The following is a 17,573-nucleotide window of genomic DNA, read 5'->3' on the forward strand; positions in this document are numbered from 1 at the left end:
CGGGGGTGGAGGGGCGGTGGTGCTTGCCGCGCTTGCGGACGCGGTTGGCCGGGGGTCGCCCCCCGGGTCAACACAAAGAGGGAGTGGCAGGCCCGCGCTTTCCGCGGGCACACCACTCCCCACTCCATCGTGGGCGATACTGGGATTGAACCAGTGACCTCTACCGTGTCAAGGTAGCGCTCTCCCACTGAGCTAATCGCCCTTGCGTGTACTGCGAGGTGGAGACGGGATTTGAACCCGTGTACACGGCTTTGCAGGCCGTTGCCTCGCCTCTCGGCCACTCCACCAGAGCGAGGCCGCACGGGCCTCTCAGAGCGGACGACGGGATTCGAACCCGCGACCCTCACCTTGGCAAGGTGATGCTCTACCAACTGAGCCACGTCCGCTTGTCGGCTCCGGGGTTTCCCCCGGCGCGCATGGACAACTCTAGCGGAATCCGGGAGTGGTTGCGTACTCGTCGGCGGCGTTGTCGGTGGCCTCGGCGTGCAGCGAGTTCCAGAACGCGAGCTCCTTGTCCTCTTCGAGGTGGGCGATGCGGCCCCAGAACTCGCGGTCCTCGGCTTCGTGGGCGGCGGCGAGGGAGAGGGCGGGCATGACGGTGGTGCCGGCGTCGGCGGCGTCGAGGTCGGCGGGGGTGACGTCGGCGGGGAGGGCGACGGGGGTGGAGGGGCGGTGGTGCTTGCCGCGCTTGCGGACGCGGATGGGCGGGGTGGTGGGGGCCTTGGCGGCGGCGGCGCGTCCGGCGGCGAGGGCGACGGTGCCGCAGAGGACGAAGGCGAGGATGCCGCCGAGGACGACGTCCTGGGCGGGGAGCTGCTGCGCGCCGGGGCCGCTGTGCTGTTCCTCGTGGGTGTGCGTGGTGGTGGCGGGGTCGCCGACCTTGTCGACGGTGGTGGCGGGGGCGGCGTGCTTGGGGGTGTACTTGGCGTCGGTGACCTGGATCTTGCCGGGGTAGCCGAAGCCGACGACGTCGTCCATGCTGCGGGTCTTGCGCATGAGCTTGTAGCCGTCGGCGTTGCCCTCGATGGTGTGGAGGGTGTGTCCGTCGACCTTCTCGACGATGCCGACGTGGTCGATCTGGTCGATGTCGCCGGAGCCGGACCAGTCGTAGAAGACGAGGGCGCCGGGTTCGGGGGTGTGGCCCCAGGCGCCGTGGTCCTTGAACCATTTGGCGTGGTCGACGGTGGAGGCGAACTGCCCGGCCTGTTCGGCGACGCCGGCCTTGTCGGCGGCCCAGGCGAGGAACATGTCGCACCAGGGGGCCGTCTTGAAGTAGGAGTCGTGGTCGCCGTCGATGTTCTTGGCGTACCAGTCGCCGAACTTGGTGTAGCCGCTGCCGTGCTCGGTGTAGCCGAGCTGCTTCTGGGCAACGTCGAGCAGCTTCTTGCCGATCGGGTCCATCTCGCTCCCTGCCGACTCGCCGACTCGGGCAGGGGGCGCCCGACCGGGGACCCGGTCCGTGCCTCGTTCCAAGGTCACGTTCCGGTCTCGCTGGAATGTAGTCGAGGTAAACCGGGGGCGGCAAGCCGTTCCGGGAAAGCGGTCAAAACGGGCTAGTCGGGGGTGGCCCGTCAGAAGTAGCCCCTCGGCAGGACGGTGACGGGGCAGGGCGCGGCGCGCAGCACCTTGACGGCGACCTCGCCGAGGAAGACGCGGTGGGCGGCGGCGTCCTCGCTGGACGCGCAGACGAGCAGCTCGCCGTCGGGCCAGTCGAGGTCGTCGAGGGCGTCGGCGACGTCGTCGCCCTCGGCGAGGTCGGCGGTGACGTCCTCGGGGGGCAGTTCGGCGGACTCGACGGCGAGGCGGATGGCGAGCGCGAGGTCGTCGCGGAGCCGTTCGGCGTCGACGTCGCCGATGGCGAGGGTGACGAGGCGGAGCGGGACGTCGAGCCGGTCGGCGGCCTGGGCGGCGCGGACGACGGCCTCGTCGCACTGGGGGCGGCGGACGTACATGACGGTGATGCGGCCGAGCTCGTCGGGCGGGGTGTAGCCGGCGGGGGCGAGCATGACGGCCTCGGTGGCGGAGTGCAGCAGGTGGTCGGCGGCGGCGCCGACGCCGATCCGGCCGCGGGCGCCGCCTTCGGGGGAGCCGACGACGATGAGGTCGGCGCCGATCCGGCCGGCGAGCGCGGTGAGGCCGCGGCCGACGCTGCGGCTCTCCTGGACGAGCAGTTCGGCGGGCTGCTCGCCGAGCAGGTCGGCGGCCTGTTCGAGGAGGGTGTGGGCCTCGCCGGCGGCGCCCGCGCGGCCCGGCGGGTGGACGGTGGCGACGCTCAGCTCGCCGCCGGTGAGGGCGACGATGGCGCGCGCCAGGTCCAGGGCCTCCCGGCCGCCCGCGTCGTGGACGTACCCGGCCAGCACGTGTTCGCCGATCATCTGGTCAGCATTCCCCCGGACCGCGCCGTCACAACGATCATGGACTGGTTTACGGTAACTTTTCGTGTTTCAAGCTCGCTGTACTTTTTGGGGGGATTTGTCATGGGGGACGAGGCGGGAGGCCTCGCGCCGGGCCGCTGGACCATCGACCCGGTCCATTCCGAGATCACCTTCACGATCCGGCACCTGATGACCACGGTGCGCGGCTCGTTCCCCGACTTCGGCGGCGAGGTCGTGATCGGCGACGACCCGATGGACTCGACCGCCCGGGCCGAGATCCGGATGGCCTCCATCGACACCCGCAGCGCCGAGCGCGACGAGCACGTCCGCTCGGCCGACTTCCTGGACGTGCGGCGGCACCCGGTCATGACCTTCACCGGGCTCGGTGTGGAACGTGCCACCATCGGCCGCCGGGCCAAGCGGCCCCGCTACCACCTCGACGGCGAGCTCACGGTCAAGGACGTTACGCGGCCGGTCCGGCTGCTGACCGAGTTCCACGGCGTCGCGTCCGACCCGTGGGGCGGCACCCGCGCCGGCTTCACCGCCACCGCGTCGATCAGCCGCCGCGACTTCGGCATCGAGTTCAACGTGCCGCTGCAGGGCGACAAGGTCATGCTCGGCGACACCATCGCGATCGCCCTGGAGATCCAGGCCGTCCGCGAGGACTGACCGCTCACCCCCCGGCGGTCCCCGCGGTCCCGGCCGGCTCGGGTTCGCGGACGCCCGGCACGTGCGGGTTGCCGTACCAGGCGACCGCCACCGCGCCGGCGACGGCCAGCACGAACCCGATGCCCGCGGGCAGCGCCATGCCCTCGCGGGAGGCGTCCCCGAGCCACAGCACGCCGATGATCCCCGGGACGACCGTCTCGCCCGCCACCAGCGCCGCCGTGGCGCCGTTGATCGACCCGATCTGCAGCGCGAGCGTGTGGAAGTACATGCCGCCGAGGCCCGCGATCGCGATCGCGTACAGGGCGGGGTCGCCGAGCAGGTCCCGCCAGGCGAGCGGGTCGGTGCCGTTGAGGATCCGGACGCCGACGCCGACCGCGCCGAAGCAGAGGCCCGACAGCAGGCCGGCGGGGATCGCCGCGCGCGGCCCCATCAGCCGGACGATCGGCAGCGCGGCGGCGACGAGCAGCACCGACACCGCGAGCAGCCCCCAGTGCCAGCCGATCGCGACGCGGCCGGCGCCCTCGTGCCCGGCGGTGCCGGCCAGCAGCACCAGCGCGGCGCACACCACCCCGATCGAGATCCACTCCGGCCGGACGAGCCGGATGCCGAGCACCCAGATGCCGAGCACCGCGGTGATCACCAGGTTGGCGCTGATCACCGTCTGGGACAGGAACAGCGGCACCAGCTTCGCCGACAGCGCGCCGAGCGCGAACCCGGCCGTGTCCAGCACCGTCCCGACGATGAACTCCCACGTCACGACGGCCTTCGCGGTGGAGGACAGGCTCGGCCCGCCGTACCCGGTGGACCCGGCGCCCGCGGCGCTCTCGCGCGCCGCGGACCGCCTGGCGCCGAGCGCCTGCAGGACCGATCCGGTCCCGTAGCAGGCCGACGCGCCCACCGCCGTCAGCAGCCCGATGAACACCCGCGCCCTCCGTTCCGCCGCGGGGGACCGCCGGTCCCGCCCCGTCCCGTGCCCAGTGCGGCGGGCGGGTCCGTCCCGCCCCCCAGTCTGACGACCGGGCGGGCCGGAATGTTTCGCCTGCTCCGCACCCGTCGCGTGTCAGTTCCCGCGCGCCAGCCGCCGGGCGGCGAGCTCGGCGTAGAGCGCGGCGCCGTCGGCGAGCACCGCGTCGTCGTAGCGGGCGTCGGCGGAGTGGTTCACCGCCGCCTTGCCCGGGTCGACGCCGGACGGGCACGCGCCCATCACGACGAACGCCGACGGTACCTCGTCGCACACGAAGGAGAAGTCCTCCGAGGCCGGGAACGGCTGCGGCGAGTCGAAGTAGCGCTCCTCGCCGTAGACCTCGCGGATGGTGTCCGCCATGAACGCGGCCTCGGCGCCGTCGTTGATCGTCACCGGGTAGTCCTGGACGTAACTGACGTCGACGTCCAGGCCGTGCGCCTTGGCGAGGCCCTGCACCAGCTCGACCGTCCGCTCCTTCAGCCTCTCGTGCGACGCCGGGGAGAACGACCGGACGGTGCCGGAGAAGCTCGCCTCGTCCGGGATCACGTTGTCCATGGTGCCGGAGTGGAACGATCCGATCGTCAGCACCACCGGGTCGAACGGGTCGAACGCGCGGGTCACCATCGTCTGCAGCGCGGTGACCATCTCGCAGGCGGCCGGCAGCGGGTCCTTCGCCAGGTGCGGCATGGACCCGTGCCCGCCGACGCCCCGGACGGTGACCCGCAGCCGGTCCGCCGCCGCCATGATCGGCCCGCCCCGGGTCACGAACATCCCCTGCGGCAGCGCGGCGGAGAACACGTGCAGCGCGTACGCGGCGACGGGCCGCTCGCCGGACGCGTCGAGCACGCCCTCCTCGATCATGATCTTCGCGCCGCCGAGGCCCTCCTCGCCGGGCTGGAACATGAACACGACGTCGCCCGCCAGGTCGTCGCGCCGGGCCGCGAGCAGCCGCGCGGCGCCCGCCAGCATCGTGGTGTGCAGGTCGTGGCCGCACGCGTGCATCACCCCGTCGACCTGCGAGACCACGGCGGCGTCGCCGCGCTCGGTGACGGGGAGCGCGTCCATGTCGCCGCGCAGCAGCACGGTCGGGCCGGGGCGGGCGCCGCGCAGCACCGCGGTCACCGAGGTGAGCCGCTCGCCCGTGCTGATCTCCAGCGGCAGGCCGTCGAGGGCCGCGAGCACCTTCTCCTGCGTCCGGGGCAGGTCCAGGCCGAGTTCCGGTTCGCGGTGCAGCGCGCCGCGGAGCCGGGCGAGATCGTCCTGCAGGGCGGCGGCGTCGTCGCGCAGGGACCCGGGGACGGTCGAAGGCTGGCTCAACGGTTCCTCCTCAGGGGGTCTCCGGTGGCCGCGGGCGGCTTTCCGGGCGGCCCGTTCCGGCGCCGCATCTGCACCGTATCGCCGGTGTCACCCGAAATGCCGCACCTGGCGGGCACGAAGATCCTTGAGGAGGAGATGCGCGTCGCCGAGCCGCGCCGCGTCCTTCAGCGACCGGTAGACGCCCCATTTCGGGGACACGCCCGCCGTGCCGGGCCGCAGGTCGAGCCCGTCCCGCTCGACGTCGACGACCGCGTCCCCGGCACCGGCCGTGACCGTCCAGCGGACGCGCCCGGCCGGCGCCGCGGCGAACCGCGCCTCCAGCTCGACGCCGATCCACCGGCTGCACAGCGGGCCGAGGTCGGCGGCGGCCACGACGACGCCCGACCGGATCGCGTTCAGCTCCAGCAGGTCGCGCCCGCCGCGCCGGCGCAGCGACGTCACCAGCACCGGTCCGCCGCCCGGCCCGCCGCCGGGGACCGAGGCGAAGAACTGGTGGACGTGCGTGAAGGACGTCGTCGCCCGCAGCGCCCGCGTCAGGTACCAGGACCAGGAGAAACGCCACGTCTCGCCCTCGGCGACGCGGCGCTCCCGCCCGTCCGGCCCCCGCATGCCGCGGACCTCCTGGCGCTGCCGGTCCGGGTAGGTGTCGACGTCGCCCGGATGGTGGACGTCGAACCGGTACATCGTCCCCAGAGCCCGGATGTGGCGGACGCCGGGATGCGATCCGGCCCGGTCGTCCTCGATCGCCGCGAACGCGGCCAGCCCGTCGCGCCGCGGATCGGCGCTCCATTCGGCCCGCTCGTCCGCCATCGCCCCATTGTGAAGGTCAGAACGCCGTGCGGGCGAGCCAGTGCTCCAGCAGCGTCCGGTCGCCGGTCACCTTCACGTCCGCGTCGTCCGGGGCCAGGCGTCGCGCGAACACCAGCATCAGGTCGCGGACGGGCCCGGCGATGGTCATGTCGCCGTCCCGGTCCGCGCGCTCCCAGCCGAGCCCGTCCGGCGCGCGGGTGATCACCCAGCCGGGCACGGACGGCTCGGACGGGCGCAGGCTCAACGTCTCGCCCCGCCCGCGCAGCTCGGCGAGCCTCGGCTGGAGCGTCGCGGCGGCGGGCTCGGTCACCAGGCCCAGCCATTCGGTGATCCCGTCGGCGGCGACATCGGGCGCGATCTCGTACCGGACGCCGGTGGTGAACGCGGCGTCGGCGTGGTGGACGGCCGTGTCGTGCAGCATCCGGCGCAGCCACATCGCGGCCGGGCGCGGGCCCATGATCGGGTGCGCGACGGTGCGGTCCGGGTCCGCCTCGAAGGCCCGGACCAGGTCGTCCGCGCCGTCGCGGAGCCACCCGGGCCAGTCCGCCACCGCGCCGGGCGCCGTCCGGGGCACCTGCGTGACGAGGTCGGTCGCGCCGTCGCGGATGAACCCCGCGGCCCACCGGTGCGCCTGGCCGATGTGCCCGACGAGGTCGCGCAGGGTCCACTCCGGGCAGGTCGGCACCCTCGTGTCCGGGTCCGCGCCGGTGACGGCGGCGGCCATCCCGCCGGTGTGCTCGCGCAGCGCCTCGGCGATCCGGTCGGCGCCGAGCACCTTGTCGTCCATGGTCGTATCCCTCCTCGTGGACGTGGTGCCCGTACCGTAGGAACTCCAGCCCGGTGGAGGTTCAAGTGAGTGTGACCGGCGCCACAGGACCGGGGTCCCTCGGCATCGGCGATCTGGCGGCGCTGACCGGTGTGCCCGTCCGGACGATCCGGTTCTACTGCGACGAGGGGATCCTCGAACCGGCGCGCAGCGCGGGCGGGCACCGCCGGTTCGACGCGCCCGCCGTCGACCGGCTGCGGCTCGTCCGGCGGCTGCGCGGCCTGGGGCTCGGCCTGCCCGCCATCGCGGCCGTCCTCGCGGGGGAGCGCTCGCTCGGCGAGGCCGTGGCCGCCGAGCGGGCGGCCCTGGAGGCGGAGATGGCGGCGCTGGCGTGGCGCCGCGCCGCGCTGGGCGCGGTCGAGTCGGCGCCGCCGGACGAGCGGGCCGCGCGCCTGGACCTGCTCGCGGCGGCGGAGGACGGCCGGGCCGCGCGCGCCGCGCTGGCGGAGTTCTGGCTGCGCCGGATCATGGCGCCGCTGCCGGACGAGCGGGTCGAGGCGTTCCTGGAGATGGTGGTCCCGCCGCCGCCCGCCGATCCGACGCCGGCGCAGGTGGTCGCCTACGCCGAGATGGTCGTCCTGGCCGGCGACCGGTCGCTGAACCGGCGGCTGCTGGCGCAGGGGCGGTCGAACGTGCGGGTGGTGGGCGACGAGGAGTCGCTGCTGGCCGGGATGAGCGAGGCGATGGAGCTGGCGGCGCCCCTCGTCCTGGCGGGGGAGGCGCCGGGGCCCGGCGCGGCCCTGGACCGGTTCGTCGCCGCCCACGTCGCGGGGAGGAAGGGCAGGGACACCCCGGAGTTCCGGCGCTGGATCCTGCGCGACTCCGAGGTGGAGCGCGACGCGCGGGTGGCCCGGTACTGGGACCTGTTCCGCCTGGTGACGGGCGATCCGGTGACCCTCGGCACGCTGCATTTCTGGCTGCTGGACGCGCTCGAACGGTCCGTGTCCTAGCGGGGACGCGGCGGGCGGAATAGCGGGACGGGCGGCCGGGTTCGGTAGGGTAATTGAAACTTCTACTACTTGGAGGCCGGCATGCAGTTCGGGATCTTCACGGTCGGCGACGTCACCACCGACCCGACCACCGGCCGGACCCCGTCCGAGGCCGAGCGGATCCAGGCGATGGTCGCGATCGCGCTCAAGGCCGAGGAGGCCGGCCTCGACGTCTTCGCCACCGGCGAGCACCACAACCCGCCGTTCGTGCCGTCGTCCCCGACGACCATGCTCGGCTACATCGCGGCGCGCACCGAGCGGCTGATCCTGTCCACCGCGACCACCTTGATCACCACGAACGACCCGGTGAAGATCGCCGAGGACTTCGCGATGCTGCAGCATCTCGCGGGCGGCCGCGTCGACCTGATGATGGGGCGCGGCAACACCGGGCCCGTCTACCCCTGGTTCGGCAAGGACATCCGCGACGGCATCCCGCTCGCGATCGAGAACTACCACCTGCTGCACCGGCTCTGGCGCGAGGACGTCGTCGACTGGGAGGGCAAGCACCGCACGCCGCTCCAGTCGTTCACCTCGACGCCGCGCCCGCTGGACGGCGTGCCGCCGTTCGTGTGGCACGGCTCCATCCGCAGCCCGGAGATCGCCGAGCAGGCCGCCTACTACGGCGACGGGTTCTTCGCGAACCACATCTTCTGGCCCACCGACCACTTCCAGCGGCTGATCGGCCTCTACCGGCGCCGCTACGAGCACTACGGCCACGGGTCCGCCGACCAGGCGATCGTCGGCCTCGGCGGCCAGGTGTTCATGCGGAAGAACTCCCAGGACGCCGTCCGCGAGTTCCGGCCCTACTTCGACAACGCGCCCGTCTACGGGCACGGCCCGTCGCTGGAGGAGTTCACCCGGGAGACGCCGCTGACCGTCGGCAGCCCGCAGCAGGTGATCGACAGGACCATGACGTTCCGCGACCACTTCGGCGACTACCAGCGGCAGCTGTTCCTCATGGACCACGCCGGACTGCCGCTGAAGACCGTCCTGGAGCAGATCGACATGCTGGGCGAGGAGGTCGTCCCGGTGCTGCGCAAGGAGTTCGAGGCGCTGCGCCCCGCGCACGTCCCGGCGACCGCGCCGACGCACGCGTCGCTGGTCGCGGCCAAGGAGAACGCGGAGGTGACCCGATGACGACGCTCGCCGTCGTTTCCGCCGGGCTCGGGCGGCCCTCGTCCACGCGGCTGCTCGCCGACCGGCTCGCCGAGTCGGCCGCGCGGGCGCTCGGCGGGGACGTGTCCACCGAGACCGTCGAGCTGCGCGACCACGCCCACGCGATGGTGGACGCGAACCTCACCGGCTTCCCGTCGGGCGATTTCCGCGCCGCCGTCCAGGCCATGACCGGCGCGGACGGCCTGATCGCGGTGACACCGGTGTTCAACGCGTCCTACAGCGGCCTGTTCAAGACGTTCTTCGACGTCATCGAGCGCGGCGGCCTGGAGGGCAAGCCGGTGCTGCTCGGCGCGACCGGCGGCACCGCCCGGCACTCGCTGGCCATCGACTTCGCGATGCGGCCGCTGTTCGCCTACCTGCGCGCGAACGCGATGCCGACCGCCGTGTTCGCCGCGTCCGAGGACTGGGGGAGCGGCGACACCGGCCTGCCCGACCGGATCGCCCGCGCCGGCGCCGAGCTCGCCGCCGCGATCGCGGGGCGGCCCGCCGCCGCGAAGGCCGACCCGTACGACGAGCCCGTGCCGTTCGAGGACCTCCTCGCCGGCCGCTGACCCGTCGGTCTCGCTGTTTAAGGCTTGGCTTATATAAGCCACGCCTGTATGTTGGGGCCCGTGCACGCCTTTGATGTGCTGGGCGACCCGGTCCGGCGCCGCATCCTCGAGCTGCTCGCCGACGGCGAGCGGTCCTCGGGCGAGGTGTCGTCGGTCATCCGGGAGGAGTTCGGCATCTCGCAGCCCGCCGTCTCGCAGCACCTCAAGGTGCTCCGGGAGGCGGGCTTCGCCGTCGTCCGGCCGGACGGGACCCGGCGCCTCTACCGCGTCGGCTCCGCGCCGCTCCAGGAGATCGACGCCTGGCTCGACCGCTTCCGCCGCTACTGGACGCCGCATCTGGACGCCCTGGCCACCGAGATCGCCAGGGGCCGGCGCGCACGCCGCACCGAGGAGGAACCGTGATCGAAGTGACCGGGCAGATCAACGACGTGCGCCGCCGGGTCGGCGAGCGCGAGATGGAGGCCGGCACCGCCCGCGCCGTCGTCATCAGCCAGACCTACGCCGCCCCCGTCGAGGACGTGTGGGACGCCGTCACCAGCCCCGAGCGGATCCCGCGCTGGTTCCTGCCCGTCTCAGGCGACCTGCGCGCCGGCGGCCGCTACCAGCTCGAAGGCAACGCCGGCGGCACCGTCGAGCGCTGCGACCCGCCCAAGAGCTTCTTCGCCACCTGGGAGTTCGCCGGCCAGACCAGCTGGATCGAGGTCCGGCTCACGCCCGAGGAGGGCGGCCGAACGCGGTTCGAGCTGGAGCACATCACGCACGTCGACGACCACTGGGAGCAGTTCGGGCCCGGCGCGGTCGGCGTCGGCTGGGACATGGGCCTGCTCGGCCTGTCGCTGCACCTGTCGACCGGGAAGGACGTCCCGGCGGACCTCGGCCCCGAATGGCAGGCGTCCGACGAGGCCCGCGCCTTCATGACCGGCTGCGCGGAAGGCTGGTACGCGGCGGACGCCGCGTCCGGCACCCCGGAGGCCGAGGCCCGCGCCCGCGCGGACCGCACCATCGCCGCCTACACCGGATCCGTGGAATGATCTCCGTCTTGTGACGCTTCTCCGGGGCCTGGACCGCATCGACTGGTCCGCCCTGCGGCACGCCTACGGCTCCGCCGAAGACGTCCCCGGCCTGCTGCGCGCCGCCGCCGGGAGCGTCGAAGCGGTGGACGACCTCGACAGCCGGCTCTACCACCAGGGCGGCTTCGTCTGCGACGCCGCCACGGCGGCCCTGCCGTACCTGGTCGAGCTGGCGGCGGCACCGGGCACCGCCGACCGGATCGGCCTGCTGGACCTGCTCGGACGGCTCGTCCACGAGGCGAACACGGTCCCGGGCGCCGACCCGGGCTGGCCGGACGCCTGGGCCGCCGCGCTGCCCCGCCTGCTCGCCCTGCTCGACGATCCCGACGTCGCCGTCCGGCGGGAACTGACGAGCACGCTGTCGTCGGCCTTGAGCGACGCGGACGCGATCGTCCCGGATCTGCGCGCCAGGTGGGACGGCCAGGACGACCCGGCGGTCAGGCTGGGGATCGTCCTCGCGGCGGGCGACCTGGCGTCGGGTTGCACGGCGCGCGTCCTGCCCGAGGCGCTCCTCTGGCTTCGCGATCTGCGCGCCTCCGACGACCCGCAGCTCCGGCTCGCCGCCGGCCTCGCGCTGTCGGCGGCGGTCGGCGCGCAACGTCCGGACCTCGCGGCGGCCGTCGAGGCCCTGACCGGGGACATCGCGGTCTGGCGCGACGTCCCGTGGGTCGGCGGCGTGAGCCCGGACCTCGTCCCGCACTTCGGCGGGGGCGCGTCCCGCCTGCTCGGCTGGATCGCGGCGCGGATCGAGGACGACCCGCCCGCACGCCTCGCCCTGTGCACGGCCTTCATCGGTGACGATGACGCCGACAAGCGGATCGGTGCGGTGCGCATCGCCGCGCACCTGCTGGCCGAGCGGCGGTCGCCGGTGGAACGCCTGCTTCCGCGTCTGGCCGCCCTGTCCGGCGACGCGTCTCAGGCGGCGCGCTCCTACGCCGTCCTCCTGCTCGCGGCATTGGACGAGGGCGACCCCGACCTGCTCGCGGCCCGGCTCGGCGACGGCGCGCCGCTGTCCCGGCACGGCGACGAGCGGGTCTCCGACTTCGCCGCCTGGGGCCTGGCCTGGCGCGAGGACCCGCGGTGCGTCCCCTACCTGGTGGAACGGCTCGCCGGGACGCCGCCGACCGCCGACGTGTACTCGGGTTCGGTGTTCACCACGTCGCCTCCGTCCATCCTCTATTCGCTCGCCCCGCTGAGCGAGCACGCGGACGTCCTCCTTCCGGCGATCCGCGCGCGGATGGACGACCCCGACACCGGCCGCACTCTCGCGCGTGCGCTGGAGGAGTGGGGACCGGCCGCCGCACCGGCGGTCCCCGAACTCGTCCGGCTGCTCGGCACCGGCGCGGCCGTCCAGGCGGCGACGACGCTCGCCGCGATCGGCCCGGCCGCGTCCGGCGCCGCCGAGGCGCTGCGCCGCATTGGACGGCAGGAAGGCGGGCCGCTCGCCCGGGAGCGCGAGACCCTCGTCCCCTGGGCGCTGTTCAAGGTGACCGGCGACCCGGCGCCGCCGCTGAACGCCGCGGACGGGCCCCCGCCCGGCCGCGGCGGGATCCGGCTGCTGGCCGACCTCGGCGAGCACGCCGCCGCCCACGCCGGACGCCTCCGGCTGCTCATGGACTCTCGGGACGACTGGACGCGTGTGGAGGCTGCGCGCGCGCACCACGCGGTCACCGGGGAGGTGGAGGCCGCGTCGGAGACGTTGTGCCGCGAGGTCTACGAGCTGGCGCGGGGCGGCTACCAGCCGGTGCGGTGGGCGGCCATGCGGTGCCTCGCCGCCATGGGCCCCGCACCTTCGCAGGTGCGCTGGGCGTTGCGCGAGATCCTGGACTCGGACCGCCGGCATCACGTCAACAGCGGATGGCGGGCCTTCGCCGAGGACCGCGAACTGCGCGCCCTGGCCGCACGACTCCTCGGGGAGCCAGCGGCTCAGTCGGAGTCCTCCAGGTCGCCTTCGACTTCGAGGTAGAGGCGCTTCAACGCGTCGAGGGTCTCCTGCTCCGGGTGCTCCCACATGCCGCGGTCGGCGGCTTCGAGGAGGCGTTCGGTGATGCCGTGCAGCGCCCACGGGTTCGACTCGTTGAAGAACGCCTGGTTCTCGGCGTCCAGCGCGTACGTCTGCGCGAGCTTCTCGTACATCCAGTCGGCGACGACCCCGGCGGTCGCGTCGTAGCCGAACAGGTAGTCGACGGTCGCGGCCAGCTCGAACGCGCCCTTGTAGCCGTGCCGCCGCATCGCCGCGAGCCAGCGCGGGTTGACGACGCGGGCGCGGAAGACGCGGGACGTCTCCTCGTCGAGCGTGCGGGTGCGGACGGCGTCCGGACGGGTGCTGTCGCCGATGTAGGCCTTCGGCGCCCTGCCGGTCAGCGCCCGCACGGTCGCGATCATGCCGCCGTGGTACTGGAAGTAGTCGTCGGAGTCGGCGATGTCGTGCTCGCGCGTGTCGGTGTTCTTCGCGGCGACGCTGATCCGCCGGTAGGCGTTCTCCATGTCGCCGCGCGCCGGGACGCCGTCCAGCCCGCGCCCGTAGGCGTAGCCGCCCCACACCGCGTACACCTCGGCGAGGTCGGAGTCGTCGCGCCAGTTCCGGCTGTCGATCAGCGGCAGGATCCCGGCCCCGTACGCGCCGGGCCGCGACCCGAACACCCGCAGCGTCGCCCGCCGCTCGTCGCCGTGCGCCGCCGTGTCCGCCCGGACGTGCGCGCGGACGAAGTTCATCTCGTCGGGCTCGTCCTGGTCCGCCGCGATCCGCACGGCGTCGTCGAGCATCGCGACGGCGTGCGGGAACGCGTCGCGGAAGAACCCGCTGATCCGGATCGTGACGTCGATGCGCGGGCGGCCGAGCTCGCCGAGCGGCACCGGCTCCAGGCCGGTGACGCGGCGGGACGCCTCGTCCCACACCGGGCGGACGCCGAGCAGCGCCAGCACCTCGGCGATGTCGTCGCCGGACGTGCGCATCGCGCTGGTGCCCCACACCGACAGGCCGACCGAGCGCGGCCACTCGCCGGTGTCCTCGCGGTACCGGTCCAGCAGCGAGTCGGCCATCGCGCGGCCGGTGTCGTAGGCGAGCCGGGACGGGACGGCCTTCGGGTCGACGGAGTAGAAGTTCCGGCCGGTCGGCAGCACGTTGATCAGGCCGCGCAGCGGCGACCCGCTCGGCCCGGCCGGCACGTACCCGCCGTCGAGGGCGTGCAGCACCATGCCGATCTCGTCGCTGGTCCTCTCCAGTCGCGGGACGATCTCCGTCGCGGCGAACCGGAGGATGTCGGCGACCTGCCCGTCCGCGACGTCGGACGCGGCGGACGGGTCCCAGCCGCGCTCCTCCATCGCGGTGACCAGCGCGCGCGCCCGCTCCTCGACGGCGTCGACCTCGTTCCGGGAGCCGCCGTCCTCCTTCAGGCCGAGCGCCTCGCGCAGGCCGGGCAGCGTCACCGAACCGCCCCACATCTGCCGCGCCCGCAGCATCGCCAGCACCAGGTCGACGCGCGTCTCCCCGGCCGGGGCGGCGCCGAGGACGTGCAGGCCGTCGCGGATCTGGACGTCCTTCACCTCGCACAGCCAGCCGTCCACGTGCAGCAGGAAGTCGTCGAACTCGGCGTCGTGCGGACGGTCGTCCAAGCCGAGGTCGTGGTCCAGGCGGGCGGCCTGGATGAGGGTCCAGATCTGCGCGCGGATCGCGGGCAGCTTCGCCGGGTCGAGCGCCGCGATGTTCGCGTGCTCGTCGAGGAGCTGCTCCAGCCGCGCGATGTCGCCGTAGCTCTCCGCCCGCGCCATCGGCGGGATCAGGTGGTCGACGAGCGTGGCGTGCGCGCGCCGCTTGGCCTGCGTACCCTCGCCCGGGTCGTTCACCAGGAACGGGTAGACGAGCGGCAGGTCCCCGACCGCCGCGTCCGGCCCGCAGGACGCCGACATCCCGGCGGACTTGCCGGGCAGCCACTCCAGGTTCCCGTGCTTGCCGACGTGGACGATCGCGTCCGCGCCGAACTCGTCCGCGACCCACCGGTACGCCGCCAGGTAGTGGTGGCTCGGCGGAAGGTCCGGGTCGTGGTAGATCGCGACGGGGTTCTCGCCGAACCCGCGCGGCGGCTGCACCATCACGACGACGTTCCCGGACCGCAGCGCGGCGAGCACGATCTCGCCGTCCGGGTCTTGGGAGTCGTCCACGAACAGCTCGCCGGGCGGCGGGCCCCAGTGCCGCTCGATGCCGTCGCGCAGGTCCTGCGGGAGCGTCGCGTACCAGGCCTTGTACCGCGCCGCCGGGATGCGGACGGGGTTGCCGGTGAGCTGCGCCTCGGTCAGCCAGTCGGGGTCCTGCCCGCCCGCCGCGATGAGCGCGTGCATCAGCGCGTCGCCCTCGGCGGGCAGTTCGCCGCCGACGTCGTAGCCGCGCTCGCGCATCTCGGCGAGCAGCTTCACGACGCTGGCCGGGGTGTCGAGCCCGACCGCGTTGCCGATCCGCGCGTGCTTGGTCGGATACGCCGACAGCATCAGCGCGACCCGCTTGTCCTGCGCCGGGACGTGCCGCAGCCGCGCGTGCCGGACGGCGATCCCGGCGACCCGCGCGGCGCGCTCCGAATCGGCGACGTAGACGCTGAGGCCGTCCTCGTCGGTCTCCTTGAACGAGAACGGCACCGTGATGATCCGGCCGTCGAACTCCGGCACCGCCACCTGCGTCGCGGTGTCCAGCGGCGACAGGCCGTCGTCGTTGGCCTCCCACGCCGCGCGCTCGCTGGTCAGGCACAGCCCTTGCAGGATCGGGACGTCCAGCCCGGCGAGCGCGCCCACGTCCCACGCCTCGTCGTCGCCGCCCGCGCCCGCGAACGCCGGCTTCGTACCGCCCGCCGCGAGCACGGTGACGACCAGCGCGTCGGCCCGTCCGAGCGTGTCCAGGAGTTCCTTCTCGGCGGTGCGCAGCGACGCGCAGAACACCGGGAGCGCCTGCCCGCCCTTCGCCTCGATCTGCCGGCACAGCGCCTCGACGAACGCGGTGTTCCCGGCGAGGTGATGGGCGCGGTAGTACAGGACGCCGACGACCGGCCCCTCGCCCGACCGGCGCTCGCGCTCCAGCACGCCCCAGGTCGGGGTGGGCGCCGGGGGAGCGAACCCGAACCCGGTGAGCAGCACCGTGTCGGACAGGAAGGCGAACAGCTCGGCGAGGTTGCCGGGACCGCCGTGCGCCAGGTAGGCGTGCGCCTCGGCGCTCACCCCGGCGGGGACGGTCGACAGCTCCATCAGCTCGGCGTCCGGTGCCTGCTCGCCGCTGAGCACCACCACGGGACGCGGCCCCGCGAGCAGCGCGTCGAGGCCCTCCTCCCACGCGCGCCGGCCGCCGAGCAGCCGCACGACCACCAGGTCGGTGCCGTCCACGAGGGCGGGCAGGTCGTCCACGGACGTGCGGGCCGGGTTGGCGAGCCGGAAGCCGGCGCCGCTCGCGCGCGCACTGAGCAGGTCGGTGTCCGAGGTGGACAGCAGCAGGATCACGCGGATCGCGTCCTCACCCGGGGTCCTCGCCCCGAATCGCAGGTCAAGACAGCGGCGGCACGGAGTCTCCTGGCTCCCGGATCGGCGCTCGCCCCGGCCTTCCCGCTCGCGCGGTGGCCTTCGGTGGGGTCCGCTCCCCGGTGACAGTGGCGGGACCGCGCCGGATTCGCACCGGCTTCCTCCCTTGCCGCCGCCCACACCCTAACCCGATTCCTTCCGGCCCGGCGCGCCCGGGGGAGCACCGTGGGACGATCTTCCGATGCGACGGGAGAGCGAGCCGGTCTCGTGGCGGTTCCAGCGCTGGGCGGCGCCCGCCGGGCTGGCGGTCCTGGTCGCCGCCTCCATCGCCACGGTCGGTGCGACGGTGGGCGGAGAGACCCCGCAGACGGCAGGGCGTTTCGGCTACCAGGCACCGCGCTTCATGCTCAGCGCGGGACGGCAGGGGCCGTGGATCGAGGTGCGCACGCCGCCCACCGTGAACGGGCCCGGGCGCGTCGTCGACACGGTGCGGCCGCCGGACTCCGCGGGTGAGGTACAGGAGATCCTCGCCGGGCCGGGCGGGAGTTTCGTCGTCGCGGCGTCCCGGAGCGACCCGTGCGAGACGCGCCTCTTCCGGTTCCGGCTGACCGGTGACGGCCACGTGACCGGGCTCGCGCCGCTGCGCGGCGGCACCACGCCCGCGCTGGTCGCCGGCCTCGCGATGAACCGCCGAGGCGACCGGCTCGCCTACACGACCGCCCCCTGCGCGCCGCACAGTTTGGCCGCCGCGAGCCCGCCACGTGCCGCGCTGACCGTGCTGGACACCGCGACGGGGAGCCGCCGCACCTGGAGCGCGGCCGGGCCCTCGGTCATCGGCGAGATCGTCTGGGCCCGCGACGGGCGGACGCTCGGCTACGCCACCGGCGACGTCGTCCCCGGGGCCGGGCAGGACGCCGCCGTCCGGAACGTGACCGTCCGCGCGACCGACACCCGCGAAGGCGGGTCCGGCCTGCGCGAGGGGCGGGTCCTGTTCCGCGCGCCGGGCGGTCCGGGGGCGGTCTCGTCCGCCACCATGAGCCCGGACGGCCGGACCGGATACGGGCTCATGCGCCGGCCGGACGCCGTCGTCCTGTTCGCCTTCACCGAAGGGAGGCCGATGCGGGTCACCCAGACGATCTCGCGGAAGCCGGGCGAGGGCGTCGCGATCGGCCTCGTTTCGAGCGGGGAACCGCGTTATGCCTGCTTGAACGGCCTGGACGCGTTCGGCAGGGCCGTCGACGGCGCGTTCCAGACGACCTTCGCGGGGTTCGGGCACTGCGGCTCGGCGATGGCCTACTGAGCGGTCGCGTTCCCCGGTCCGGGTTAGAGT

General features: G+C 74.0%; 15 protein-coding genes, 3 tRNA genes and 1 riboswitch. Of the genes, 8 read left to right on the forward strand and 10 right to left on the reverse strand.

What is annotated here, in order from left to right:
- Nucleotides 1-130 precede the first annotated feature (130 nt).
- From AB0C78_RS40000 to AB0C78_RS40020, 5 genes are all read right to left on the reverse strand, one after another.
- A tRNA-Val gene (locus AB0C78_RS40000) sits at nt 131-202 on the reverse strand.
- Between the two features lie 14 nt (nt 203-216).
- Nucleotides 217-287 (reverse strand) — tRNA-Cys (locus tag AB0C78_RS40005).
- 26 nt (nt 288-313) lie between these two features.
- Nucleotides 314-386 (reverse strand) — tRNA-Gly (locus AB0C78_RS40010).
- Between the two features lie 40 nt (nt 387-426).
- A complete protein-coding gene (locus tag AB0C78_RS40015) occupies nt 427-1,401 on the reverse strand; it encodes a CHAP domain-containing protein (RefSeq protein WP_360758634.1) in 975 nt (324 codons plus the stop codon).
- 170 nt (nt 1,402-1,571) lie between these two features.
- A complete protein-coding gene (locus AB0C78_RS40020; protein WP_360758636.1) occupies nt 1,572-2,375 on the reverse strand; it encodes a universal stress protein in 804 nt (267 codons plus the stop codon).
- Nucleotides 2,376-2,477: 102 nt separating this feature from the next.
- Here AB0C78_RS40020 and AB0C78_RS40025 point away from each other — a divergent pair, with 102 nt between their 5' ends.
- Nucleotides 2,478-3,044 (forward strand): YceI family protein, encoded by a 567-nt coding sequence (locus AB0C78_RS40025; protein ID WP_360758638.1) that lies wholly within the window; start codon nt 2,478-2,480, stop codon nt 3,042-3,044.
- 4 nt (nt 3,045-3,048) lie between these two features.
- Here AB0C78_RS40025 and AB0C78_RS40030 read toward each other — a convergent pair whose 3' ends face one another.
- The 4 genes from AB0C78_RS40030 to AB0C78_RS40045 form a co-directional block, all read right to left on the reverse strand.
- A complete protein-coding gene (locus tag AB0C78_RS40030) occupies nt 3,049-3,966 on the reverse strand; it encodes a hypothetical protein (protein WP_360758640.1) in 918 nt (305 codons plus the stop codon).
- Nucleotides 3,967-4,104: 138 nt separating this feature from the next.
- Nucleotides 4,105-5,325, reverse strand: a complete 1,221-nt coding sequence (locus AB0C78_RS40035) for a M20 family metallopeptidase (protein WP_360758642.1) — start codon at nt 5,323-5,325, stop codon at nt 4,105-4,107.
- An 87-nt stretch (nt 5,326-5,412) separates the two neighbouring features.
- A complete protein-coding gene (locus AB0C78_RS40040) occupies nt 5,413-6,135 on the reverse strand; it encodes a hypothetical protein (protein WP_360758644.1) in 723 nt (240 codons plus the stop codon).
- 16 nt (nt 6,136-6,151) lie between these two features.
- Nucleotides 6,152-6,922 carry a maleylpyruvate isomerase family mycothiol-dependent enzyme gene (locus tag AB0C78_RS40045; RefSeq protein ID WP_360758646.1) on the reverse strand — a complete coding sequence of 257 codons (771 nt, stop codon included), beginning with the start codon at nt 6,920-6,922 and terminating at the stop codon, nt 6,152-6,154.
- Nucleotides 6,923-6,987: 65 nt separating this feature from the next.
- On the opposite strand from AB0C78_RS40045, the gene AB0C78_RS40050 reads away from it, so the two are divergent.
- From AB0C78_RS40050 to AB0C78_RS40075, 6 genes are all read left to right on the forward strand, one after another.
- On the forward strand, nt 6,988-7,911 hold the full coding sequence (locus tag AB0C78_RS40050) for a MerR family transcriptional regulator (protein WP_360758648.1): 924 nt from the start codon (nt 6,988-6,990) through the stop codon (nt 7,909-7,911).
- A gap of 81 nt (nt 7,912-7,992) precedes the next feature.
- A complete protein-coding gene (locus AB0C78_RS40055; RefSeq protein WP_360758650.1) occupies nt 7,993-9,087 on the forward strand; it encodes an LLM class flavin-dependent oxidoreductase in 1,095 nt (364 codons plus the stop codon).
- Nucleotides 9,084-9,677: a CE1759 family FMN reductase gene (locus AB0C78_RS40060; RefSeq protein ID WP_360758652.1), complete on the forward strand. Its 594-nt coding sequence runs from the start codon at nt 9,084-9,086 to the stop codon at nt 9,675-9,677. The genes AB0C78_RS40055 and AB0C78_RS40060 overlap by 4 nt, the downstream gene beginning before the upstream one ends.
- Before the next feature lie 60 nt (nt 9,678-9,737).
- Nucleotides 9,738-10,079, forward strand: a complete 342-nt coding sequence (locus AB0C78_RS40065; RefSeq protein ID WP_151544682.1) for a metalloregulator ArsR/SmtB family transcription factor — start codon at nt 9,738-9,740, stop codon at nt 10,077-10,079.
- Nucleotides 10,076-10,708 carry an SRPBCC family protein gene (locus AB0C78_RS40070; protein ID WP_360758655.1) on the forward strand — a complete coding sequence of 211 codons (633 nt, stop codon included), beginning with the start codon at nt 10,076-10,078 and terminating at the stop codon, nt 10,706-10,708. The genes AB0C78_RS40065 and AB0C78_RS40070 overlap by 4 nt, the downstream gene beginning before the upstream one ends.
- A gap of 10 nt (nt 10,709-10,718) precedes the next feature.
- Entirely contained in the window at nt 10,719-12,713 is a 1,995-nt protein-coding gene (locus AB0C78_RS40075) for a hypothetical protein (protein WP_360758657.1), read from the forward strand.
- Here the strand turns inward: AB0C78_RS40075 and cobN are convergent.
- On the reverse strand, nt 12,674-16,231 hold the full coding sequence (gene cobN / locus AB0C78_RS40080) for a cobaltochelatase subunit CobN (RefSeq protein ID WP_360758727.1): 3,558 nt from the start codon (nt 16,229-16,231) through the stop codon (nt 12,674-12,676). The genes AB0C78_RS40075 and cobN overlap by 40 nt on opposite strands.
- Nucleotides 16,232-16,287: 56 nt before the next feature.
- A riboswitch (cobalamin riboswitch) is annotated at nt 16,288-16,407 on the reverse strand.
- Nucleotides 16,408-16,484: 77 nt separating this feature from the next.
- Between cobN and AB0C78_RS40085 the strand changes: the two genes are divergently transcribed.
- Nucleotides 16,485-17,543, forward strand: a complete 1,059-nt coding sequence (locus AB0C78_RS40085; RefSeq protein WP_360758659.1) for a hypothetical protein — start codon at nt 16,485-16,487, stop codon at nt 17,541-17,543.
- Nucleotides 17,544-17,573 lie beyond the last annotated feature (30 nt).

This window comes from Actinomadura sp. NPDC048394, from assembly GCF_040651755.1.
In the GTDB taxonomy this organism is placed as follows: Bacteria; Actinomycetota; Actinomycetes; order Streptosporangiales; family Streptosporangiaceae; genus Spirillospora; species Spirillospora montaniterrae.

Bases quoted from the DNA above. Each gene is read 5' to 3' on its own strand.
- AB0C78_RS40020 (WP_360758636.1), bottom strand. From the start codon at position 2,375: ATGATCGGCGAACACGTGCTGGCCGGGTACGTCCACGACGCGGGCGGC.
- AB0C78_RS40015 (WP_360758634.1), bottom strand. From the start codon at position 1,401: ATGGACCCGATCGGCAAGAAGCTGCTCGACGTTGCCCAGAAGCAGCTC.
- AB0C78_RS40060 (WP_360758652.1), top strand. From the start codon at position 9,084: ATGACGACGCTCGCCGTCGTTTCCGCCGGGCTCGGGCGGCCCTCGTCC.
- AB0C78_RS40045 (WP_360758646.1), bottom strand. From the start codon at position 6,922: ATGGACGACAAGGTGCTCGGCGCCGACCGGATCGCCGAGGCGCTGCGC.
- AB0C78_RS40085 (WP_360758659.1), top strand. From the start codon at position 16,485: ATGCGACGGGAGAGCGAGCCGGTCTCGTGGCGGTTCCAGCGCTGGGCG.
- AB0C78_RS40040 (WP_360758644.1), bottom strand. From the start codon at position 6,135: ATGGCGGACGAGCGGGCCGAATGGAGCGCCGATCCGCGGCGCGACGGG.
- AB0C78_RS40055 (WP_360758650.1), top strand. From the start codon at position 7,993: ATGCAGTTCGGGATCTTCACGGTCGGCGACGTCACCACCGACCCGACC.
- AB0C78_RS40025 (WP_360758638.1), top strand. From the start codon at position 2,478: ATGGGGGACGAGGCGGGAGGCCTCGCGCCGGGCCGCTGGACCATCGAC.